10 protein-coding genes are annotated in these 9,718 nt (G+C 49.5%); all 10 read right to left on the bottom strand.

Annotated elements, in window-relative coordinates:
- The coding region (locus BLW59_RS16610) for a transposase (RefSeq protein WP_175463488.1) at window positions 1-257 on the bottom strand (257 nt) is incomplete at its 3' end.
- 133 nt (window positions 258-390) lie between these two features.
- Window positions 391-2,061 carry a hypothetical protein gene (locus BLW59_RS16605; protein WP_074698942.1) on the bottom strand — a complete coding sequence of 557 codons (1,671 nt, stop codon included), beginning with the start codon at window positions 2,059-2,061 and terminating at the stop codon, window positions 391-393.
- A gap of 12 nt (window positions 2,062-2,073) precedes the next feature.
- Window positions 2,074-4,080 carry a zincin-like metallopeptidase domain-containing protein gene (locus BLW59_RS16600; protein ID WP_074698940.1) on the bottom strand — a complete coding sequence of 669 codons (2,007 nt, stop codon included), beginning with the start codon at window positions 4,078-4,080 and terminating at the stop codon, window positions 2,074-2,076.
- 3 nt (window positions 4,081-4,083) lie between these two features.
- Window positions 4,084-4,284 carry a hypothetical protein gene (locus tag BLW59_RS16595; RefSeq protein ID WP_074698937.1) on the bottom strand — a complete coding sequence of 67 codons (201 nt, stop codon included), beginning with the start codon at window positions 4,282-4,284 and terminating at the stop codon, window positions 4,084-4,086.
- Window positions 4,285-4,312: 28 nt separating this feature from the next.
- Window positions 4,313-5,362, bottom strand: coding sequence for a hypothetical protein (locus BLW59_RS16590; protein WP_074698934.1), 1,050 nt, complete (start codon window positions 5,360-5,362; stop codon window positions 4,313-4,315).
- Window positions 5,363-5,652: 290 nt separating this feature from the next.
- The gene (locus tag BLW59_RS16585) at window positions 5,653-6,597 is read right to left on the bottom strand and encodes a nucleotidyl transferase AbiEii/AbiGii toxin family protein (protein WP_074698929.1); all 945 of its coding nucleotides are present in this window, start codon (window positions 6,595-6,597) and stop codon (window positions 5,653-5,655) included.
- On the bottom strand, window positions 6,584-7,279 hold the full coding sequence (locus BLW59_RS16580) for a hypothetical protein (protein ID WP_074698926.1): 696 nt from the start codon (window positions 7,277-7,279) through the stop codon (window positions 6,584-6,586). The genes BLW59_RS16585 and BLW59_RS16580 overlap by 14 nt, the downstream gene beginning before the upstream one ends.
- Before the next feature lie 144 nt (window positions 7,280-7,423).
- The gene (locus tag BLW59_RS16575; protein WP_074698923.1) at window positions 7,424-7,969 is read right to left on the bottom strand and encodes a hypothetical protein; all 546 of its coding nucleotides are present in this window, start codon (window positions 7,967-7,969) and stop codon (window positions 7,424-7,426) included.
- A 170-nt stretch (window positions 7,970-8,139) separates the two neighbouring features.
- Window positions 8,140-8,625 carry a MazG nucleotide pyrophosphohydrolase domain-containing protein gene (locus tag BLW59_RS16570; protein ID WP_074698920.1) on the bottom strand — a complete coding sequence of 162 codons (486 nt, stop codon included), beginning with the start codon at window positions 8,623-8,625 and terminating at the stop codon, window positions 8,140-8,142.
- 303 nt (window positions 8,626-8,928) lie between these two features.
- The coding region (locus tag BLW59_RS16565; RefSeq protein ID WP_217634652.1) for a flavodoxin at window positions 8,929-9,718 on the bottom strand (790 nt) is incomplete at its 5' end.

Genomic DNA, 9,718 nt, shown 5'->3' with positions numbered 1-9,718 from the left:
TCGCCAAAGCTGGTGCGGAGATTCTTGCGGCTGTGGCCGTTACGGCTGTTGTCCGTATCCTTGTTCTTGTAGTCATACTTACCATAGCCCAGGGAGTCATCCAGCTCTGCTTCAAGGCCATTCTCCATGAACTCTGCTATAGTTTCCTTAAATAAGTTCTGAATGTCCTCCATGCTGGTGACGTTGCTTTCTTGCAGCAGTGCCCGAATCTTCTCCCGGCGGGCTTGCTCTTCTGGGGTGCGTGATTTTCTGCTCATAAAAATACCTCCCAAGTGATGTTCCCATTTTACATCACTTGGGAGGTTTACACAAAATCCGGGGTAGACTCACAGGCCGCTCCTCATATGACGCCCCGACATACACCGATTTTCGTGTATGCCGGGGCGTTTGCTATCTGCTTCTGTCTGTGCTGCTCTCCTTGGCAGCCTCCCTCTCCCTGTTCACCTCCCCTACCATTTTCACGGCGTACTGTCCTTCCTTCTCCCACACAGCCATGGGAGCCTTGGTGTCCACCAGCTTCAGGACTTCTCTTTGGGTGGCTCCGTTATCCATGCAGAAAGCTATGGCCTTGCAGCAAGCTGCCTTGTGGTCATCCTTGTCTGTCATATTGGGGCTGTTGTAGGCGTTCCAGTAAACTTGCATGAACTGGGTGGTCATGTTTGATGAGGCTGTGCGGATGGTTACAGCTGTTTCGTACATGGCATCCAGCCGCTCTCTGGCCTCCTTCATCTTCGGCAGCAGTTCCTTTGCCTTCTGGTGAACCTCGTCAATGCGGTTGCTGGAGGCCAGTGCCCCATTTACTGGGCAGGTGCTGGCCAAGTCTTCCATAGCTTTGCAGCTCATTTCCGCATCTTTGAGGACAAGGCGGTATCTGGCGTTTATGTCAGCGGATTTCTTATGCCAATAATCCTCTTCGATATAGAGAAAATCATCATCGTCAGCAATGACCGGATAAGTATCAGTGCTAGGCTCGGTTTCATCATGGAAGCCGGGTGGAATTATCTCCACATCATCATAACGTTCTGCAGATTTATTGTGGGCAAAGTCCGTAGGCGAAGGCACTACGGTAAAGCTGGGCCATTCTTCCTTGGCTCTCATGCACTGCCAGAACCTTTCCTTGGACAGCAGGGCATCCAAGCCCTTCTGGGGGAAGTTGTCTGCTATTCGTTCTTGGGCATAAATCTCAAGCTGCTCCTGCAGCTCCGAGCGGAACAAATCATAATTACCTGTCGCAGTACACACATCTACCTCTATAGCCTCCCTAAGGCCAAAGTCACTGTAAAATTCTTCATATGGATAGCCTTTTACATGTTCAGCATAGTTGGAGTGTGCCCCTTTGTCAGAGGGAACATAGCAGGTGAACTTGATGTCAGGACGGTCTTCCTGAATGTTGTAGCAGGCATCTATGTCTATACATACATCACCTGCATGAACCGTGCCGAAGGATTCCTGCTGTTGCTTAGTTCCCCGTTCCATGTATCTGCAGAGACTTTCAAAGTCATGCTCTGAAAGCTCCGAGGTGTCCACATTTATAAGCTTGTCCCTCGCGACATCTATCTTATTGGCAAAGGAACTGCCCAAGGTGGTATAGCTGAGTATCAGCGGTTCCCCGGCGGGGCAGTATTCATCCGGGCTGGAATACTCAATACTATCCCGAAGAACCGGGTACTTCTTCAAATCCGCTTCCAGACTTTTTATGACATCTGCAAAGCTCCTGAGGCTGATGTCCTGCTCCTGAATTTCTGCCAGAAAGCTCTCTACCTCATCTTGATTCCTGCCTACTGACACCATACCAGAGTTATGGCTGATGGAACTGTTGACAAGGTATCTGGTAACTGGCCCTGCCTCGTCCAACCTCGGCAGTTCTTTAAGATGTGGCACCTCTCTTCCATGGGCATCCACATATTCCTGGGCTGCTTTTATAGAGTTCTTGCCCGGTATATCTACAGCTTCCTGCGGCAGAAGCATATTTCCAGCCAGCTCTCCCTGCCGGTAGTAAACGGTATAGTGCTTGCCATCTTTGGGGCGTTCTATGTCAATGTCTGTTACTATTGTTCTCATGGTCGATACCTCTTATCTCGTAGCAGCTTCTTCCTTGGGTGCCGTATGCTCCTTGCAGAAGCTCCCTGCCAGCACATTGTCTTTAAGTTTCTTGGTGTATTCCTGTTTATCCCCTTCCAGCACGGTCATTCTGGGGCTGAGCTTGAAAAGTGTGATGGTGGCCCGGTCAAGGTCGGTTTTGTCCACATAGCCGTTCTTCTCGCAGCTTTTGTGGGCAACGGCTTCCAGAAAGGCTTCATCTGCCTTTTCCCAGCCCGCTTGGTCAGCGGAGCGGAGACTGGAAAGGCCGTATTTCTGGGCGTTATCGAATATGAACTTCTGGTAATCATCCTCTACGGTGCCGGTGTTTTCCTTGCTCAGTGGGGACCCGGCGAAGTAGGCTTCATTGAAGCTCTTCATATAGGCATCGTGCCGCTCCATCCCCATGGCCTCCCTGTCGGCAGCAATGGTTTCGGCTATCTTCACATTGGATACGGCTTTCATCAGCTCAATATCCTTGAAGGGCTTCACATTGATTTCCTGAAAGCCAATGCTGTCCACATAGAAGTAACGCTCATTGACCTGCACCACATCGCTCATGGAAAGGGCTGGCATGACTTTCCCGGAAGGTCTGTCATCGGCGTTGTGCTTGGCATAGATGTCTTCCAGAATGGAGGAAACATCATCATCCTTGGGGCTGTAAGCCTCCTGCCATTTCTGTTCGTATTTCTTGAAATCCATGGGATTGCTCTTGTCATGAGCAATCTGGGCATCCTTCCAGCTGTCAAAACGCCAATCGCTGCCCGCCTGTAGCTGGTGGATGGCCACATAAAGTTTGCTGGCTGCTTTTCCCGGCGTGGGGGTGATGGCCTTGGGCTTGGCTGCCTCCGGCTCTTTGGCCGGGGGAGCAGGAGCCTTGGCTTCTTCGGCAGATTTCTCAGGTTCGGCAGCTGCCGTTTCTTCCTGCTTTTCCTCTTCGGCCTTGTTCTGTAGCTTCTCCTTCATCAAATCCCGCACATAATCCTCAAGGTAACGGGCAATCTTGGAGGCATCATTGGCCGCCTTGAATATTTCTGTCTTATCGTTCTTCAAGGCTTGGAGCCAGCTTTTCACATAGGCGGCGTGGTTTTGTGTGTTCATGGGAATGCCCAGGTCAGCAGACAGGAAAGTGGAGGCCAGCTCTGCCCGCAGTTCTTCCTTGGCATAGGTGGATGAGCCGAATGTGGTGCTGCCCATGCCGTGACGGTTCAGGCGGCTGCTATGGCCAGTCCAGTGCCCCAGTTCGTGGAGGGCTGTGGCGTAGTAGTTGGCAATCTCCGGGAATGCTTCGGGCTTGGGCAGGTGTATTTCATCTGTGCTGGGCTGATAATAAGCTCTATCTGCTTGGTCATTGAAAATCTTTGCCCCGGAGTTTTTCAGCATGGCCTCGGCGATTTCAATCTGGTCATCGTGGGTGTAACCTACTGCTTTGGGGACATATTCCGGGATAGGCTCGTACCTGATGACAGGCTCCATCTTCGGCTCCATAATGGTATTGCCGTCCTTGTCCTTCCCCGGCACCAATACGGGCTTGCCTTCCTTGTCATAGACCGGGGCATATTCCTGATTTCCCTGCTCGTCCTTCACATAGGTCATGCCAAGGCAGCAGTCGGAGGCGTGGAAGACACGGTAGTACCTGTTCGTCCAATGCTTCTCATCCTCCGGCAGTTCATTGCCCTCAAGGTCTTTATCTGCATAGAACCCCATGCGAATGAGGGTGGACTTGGCTCCCTTCTTAATGGAATAGCCCATGTCCTTAGCCTGTTTGAAGGTGAAGAAACGAGGGTCTTTGCTGTCCCCATGCTTCTTCATCACGATGGAAAGGCGAAGGAGGTTGTCTTTGTAGTACGGCCTCCCGGTCTTGCCATTCATGGGCACGGCGGCAATGGCAGCCCCTACCTTGCTGTCCCAGCCCTGCTGCCAAGGGGTGGTTCCTTCTTCGATAGCCTTGATGATGTCATTGGTGACTTCCTGATAGTAATCCATCTTTTCCGTTGCCATGGGTCAGTCCTCCTTCTGCTGGGCATGGTATGCTGCCATGATATCTTTGGTGTACTGAGCTTCCGTGACCAGCTTCTCCCCGTCCCAGATGTTCTTTTCAGAGGCCTCGGCGTAGTTTTCATCGGTGATGGCATCTTCTGCTTCCTCGGCGATGCCCTGTGCCTTGATTTCCTCTTCGGTCATGGTGTATATGCTGTCGCTCATGTGAATTGCTCCCTTCTATAGCTATGAATTATCTTGCTGCGGCTGCCTCGGCCTGAACGGCCTTGTATTCCGGTTTCTTCATTTCGGCCATGGCTTTGACCTTGACCTCGGACAGGAGATTTGTGATGCCCTCTTCCTTCTTCCCGGCCTTCACCAGAAAATCTACCAGCTGGCTCACGGCCTTGTCCCGATTTTCATCTTTAAGGAGACTGTTCAGGTCAAGGAGGTGGTTATCTGCCTTTTCCTCTGTCGGTTTCTCACTCTGGCTGGGGGTACTCGTCCTGCCGTAGATGGCCTCCCTCTTTTCATTGATGGCCGCTGATTTTTCCATGAGCCTGTCCTTTTTCTCCTGCAAGCTCTGGAGGCCTTTGTCAAAGACCCGGGCAATCTTTCGGATGCCGCTGTCCACCACGCTGTAGGCCTTGTCCTTGGCAGCATTGCGGATACGCTTGGGGGTGTCAATCACATCCCGGTATACCTTGTGAACGGTACGGCGGGTGTGCTTGAAGAGCTTGCCATAGTTCCGTCCGGGCTGCTGGGCACGGTTGTAGATGATATTGGCTTCCTCCAAAAATTTGATGGCCACAGCCATGCTCTGGGCAAACTGCTCCGGGGAATAGCCCTGCACGGAAGAACGCATATCGGCCAGTTCCTGCCGGAGTTCCTGCATTTCCCGTAGCATATCCTGATTACGCCGCTCCACGGCAGTCAGCTGCTCCACGAGGTAGTTGTTGGCGTTTTTCAATGCCGCAGTACTGTGGTCTAAGGCCACGGCTCTGTCTTCCGTGGAGCTATTTTCCGACTGGTAGGTGCGGGAAAGATGGTTCAAGCTGTCGCACACTGCCTCATGCTTGGGCTGATACCCCTCCCAGATAGCCGGTTCCGGCCCGAAGCATTCTTCGGCAGTCCGGCAGTCTTCAAGATGCTGTTTAAGTTCCTCGGCAGGGGCAGCAATCTGCTCATAGGCCGCTACCGGGGCAGATTCCTTCACATCTTCCATATATCCTTCCATGGTGGCAACCAAGCTGGCGAAGTTCGCTTCATCCATCTCGGGCCCCTCATTCAGATACTCATTCATAGCGACATCCTCCTTTGGTTCTGTCTTGTGGTAACATAATCTCCTATCGGATCTTCGGCAGTTGGCATCGTCACGATATCAACGTCAATGAGTGCTCGCAGGCTCTCATCGGTGACCGGTTTATCACAGATGACTGTGATCCACTGACACCATCCCTTGCAGTATATAGCAGTTCTCTCGCCTCCTCGGGGGTATTGTAAATCTGATTAGGGGTTAGAAAACTATACAATGTTTTACTAAACGCAAAAAAGCCCATGACAGTTGGTGTTCTGTCATGGGCTGGGAGTCTATCACTCCCCAATGGAGCTAAATATCTGATTCAGTTTATCAAAGGTGCTTACCGCCACTCCAAAATCCTGCTTTTGGTCTGTGTATAGCAGGGTTTCATGTAATTTCTCATACCGTTCCCGGGCTGCTCCGTTGAACGCTTTCCGCCACATGGGGAAATCATAGGCTCCCAGTGGCGTATAGTCTGCTGGTGTATTACGCTTTTCAAGATAAAAACTATCTGTTTGCTTGGTAATCTCCAGCAGACGTTTAAGCTCTACCTTGTCATTGAGAAATTCTTGTATATCCTTCCGAGGAAAGAGCATAGCCACATCGTAAACGTGACGAATCTTCTCCGTCAGACTGCCACATATGGCATGACGTTTCACAGACATGACCTTATCCAAAAAGGTTCGCTCAATAGCCAAGGTATTGACGGTGACCTGTGATAAGCCAAATTCCTTGACTTCCTGAAGCATCCCTTTTGCTTCAAGAAATTCCTGCACATAGGTCTTTACAGACATAGGACGATAAGGGTCAGGACGAATACTGGAGCCTATTTCCAGCTTGATTCGTCCGTTAGCTCCGTTCTTGTCGTTGAACCATACATAGGAACTCTTGTTGCGGTCATTTCTCTCGCCCGTAATTTTTTCAAGCCGGAAGCCACTGGTCATAGCTTTTTCAACCTGTTTTAAGCGGCGGTCATACTGCTTGTTCCCCATTTCCTCCTGCGGAAGAAATGTGAGGTCTATATCTTCTGAAAAACGCTCAATGGAGCCGGGGTAACACTTGCTCAGAGAGGTGCCACCTTTGAAGACACAGCTATCGGCGTAGGGACTTTGGGTGAGCTTTTCCAGCATCATCACTATGTAATAGTCACGTTCAACAGCTACTGCCGGAATACCGATATACTCTGCCGTCAGTTCTTGAAGATCTTTGAAATCAGTGGGATTTTCATGTAGAAGCATAGAATTCCTCCATTTGCGGAATAGCATAGGCAGACAGTCGCGATAAATACTGCTGCAAAGTGTGTTTCGTATTCCAGAAGCCAAGGAAAGCAGCCAAAAATGCGATTGTTGATTTCTTGTATCTGCGATGCCTGAGCACTGTCAGAATAGCCTCTTCGGAATAGTTCATGGCAAATTTCTTCATATACTCAGCCAGTTGCTGGCGGTTGATGTCTTCGATGTTACGATAGTTTTGGAGGATTTCCAGCGTAGCGATGGCATTACAAATAGAGGCATCAAAATTCAAGTCTAGTCTGCTGACCTTTGCATTGCCAACTGTCTTTTTATTTTCCTGCAGTACATTGGAAAGCAACTCCACATTCTTGGAGATTTGCGTGGTCAGCCCATGCTGATGGAATAATCTGTAGCCGATTACCATTCCCTGCCCATTCTCGGTGTAATGGTCAATGATGGTTTGCTCCCCCAGCGGAACCACACCAAACCGAGAACGGCGTGGCCGATAATAAAGCCCTTTGGTAAGGTGGCATAGTTCCCCCCTCTGCGTAAGCCTCGTGAGGGTTTGATAGAAGGCCTGTTCCGAAAAGCTCTCCGGCAGCTGACTATATACCTGATTGGCTGTAAGTATCTTATTTTCTGGTTGTCTTGATATAAACTCTTCAATTGCCTTTGCCTGACTGTTCAAGTGGCTCACCTCCCCAGTATCTCTTTACCCAAGTATACTTATCACAGACCAAATATGTCAAGTAGAATTGATTTTTACTTGATGTAAATAAAAAATTCAGCTTGTAAACTGAAATGGTTTACAAGCTGAATTCAGTGGGATTATTTACCTAGCCATAGCCATAGATGCCGCTTCCGTCTTTTCTCCTACCAGCCTCCTTACATCGGCTCCTTTTATCATGCTCGGAGACAGTTCCTCAATGGTCTTATAGATGTCTTCGATGTCATTTTTGGTGAAATTCAGGATTCGCTGAGGCATAGACAGGTCACTGGGTCCGGGAAAATGCTCATCCATATATGCCTTGCACTTCTGCTCGTTATATTCCCATGTGAGGATTTCCCCCTGATACCCCTCGGTGGCCGAGACATCAAAGACTTCCTCAACGTGTTCCTGATATTCGCTGCCTGTAATGATGGGGATAGGCTTGGCGTTATCTGCCACCTTCCTCCCCAGCTTCTCCCAGATGGCCTTGGTAGCCACCGCACCGCTGGCACCTGCCGGAGCGTGGAAAAATAGATTGATTTGCTGGGTAAGACCGTACTTGTGGTACTTACCCATGGTAGACAGGAAGTCGATATAGCGTTGCTGGTTAGACTTCATGTCCAGGATGAAGCGGTCTGCTTCAGTCATTAGAGCATTTTTGCTTATCATGGATATGCCTCCTTCATAAGATGATTACATATCCATGGTAAATATGCTTAGGGGTTGAAAAACTATACAATGTTTTACTCTACGGTTTTCCATTAAAATATTAACATATATTAACATATATTGCAAGAATTTTCTGCTATTATTCTAAAAGGTGATTTCCTTGCCCCATCCTATTGAATAGGGTATAATGTCAGCAAAGGAGCACGCTCAATAAGCCTTTTTCCCTCTTCCAAGGCTTCCGGCAGGTAATCCTCCTCCCATTCCCGGCCAGCTTTCTCTATCTTCTTGATCTCCGACCAATCAGTGACAGGCTCTCCCTCCGATGTACGCAATGGTTCATGGAACACATGCGGGTGCCGCCTAATCATCTTGTCAGCGGCAGAACGTGCCACCTCCTGCAGATCAAACAGCCCTTCTTTCTCTGCCAGACAAGCATGAAAAATCACCTGTAACAGCAAATCTCCCAGCTCCTCCTTCAAGTTCTCAGCCTTGCCGGTCTCTCTGAGGATATTGATCCCTGCCAGCACCTCACAGGCTTCTTCGATACATCCGGGCTTTACACTTTCATGTGTCTGAACCCTGTCCCAGGGGCAGCCATCCTCAGATTGCAGCCTTCTCACTATGGCATGTAATCTCCCAACCTCATCCTGCTTCATGTATGAAAATCCTTTCCCGACCTTGTGAACGCTTACTCTAACAAAATTCTACCACAAATACTGTTGTTCTCCCATAAGCTATCTGTAAACGAACTGCTCTTTACTGTCGCAAAGAAATCATGTATACATTATCAGTAGGCCAAATGTCCTATATCTCCCCAATCTGCCATGCTATACTTCCTACACAAGAGAAAGGCCTCGCCGAATCCCCATTTCCGGCGAGGCTATTTTTCTACCCTTGCAATATCGACTCAAGACAATGCCTGCAAAATCACAGTCAGCGCGAGTTATACCTTTCAAATACTAATCAAGCTTCATCCGCTTCAAATATGCAGCTATATCCTGTCTGGCAGAGGGGATATCGCTGCTATAGATGTCAAGAATTTCCCCTGGGAGATGTGCCCCGGTGGTTTCTTTTATTTTCTCGATGCTCTCACTTATCCCGCCACCACCGTGGGTTACCACGGGAACGATACTTTTTCCATGCAAGTCATAATGCTCCAAAAAACCTTGGACAGCCATAGGCAGGGTGTGCCACCAAAGCGGGTACACTACAAAGACCACATCATAATCTGCCAGCTCAGGCAACGGCCCCACCAGCGCCGGAGCCAGATTCTCATCCAGTTCCTTCCTGCCCACCCTAGTGGTAGCACCATAGTCAGCAGGATACTTTTCCTTGGTGCGAATGGCATAAATATCGCCCCCGGCAGCATCATGAATCATGGCCGCTATCATTTCAGCGTTGCCGATAAGTGTCTCTTTGTCCTTCATAATGGAAGCCCCGGATACCGCATCCACCCCAGGTGGAAAATCCGTATTGCCTACCCGGCTGAAATACACCGTCAATACTCGCCCGGATACTTGAATCTTCTCCCCTTGTATGATGGTTTCTTTCTCCACCTTTACCTGATGAAACCAACGATCAAGATATGGCAAGCCAAAAATCCCCACAGTGGCCAGGACAAAGGCTGCTCCCAAAGCAATGAAGAACTTCCGTCCACGTATATACCTTCTGGCATGACACAGCAGATGGACGAAAAGCAAGACCAGTACACTAACAGCTGACAGCAAATGCACTGAACGCCAGTTCCAT

Origin of the sequence: Selenomonas sp. KH1T6 (assembly GCF_900108415.1) — a bacterium.
GTDB classification, from domain to species: Bacteria; Bacillota; Negativicutes; order Selenomonadales; family Selenomonadaceae; genus Selenomonas_B; species Selenomonas_B ruminantium_A.
This window is presented reverse-complemented; position numbering and strand designations above follow the sequence as displayed.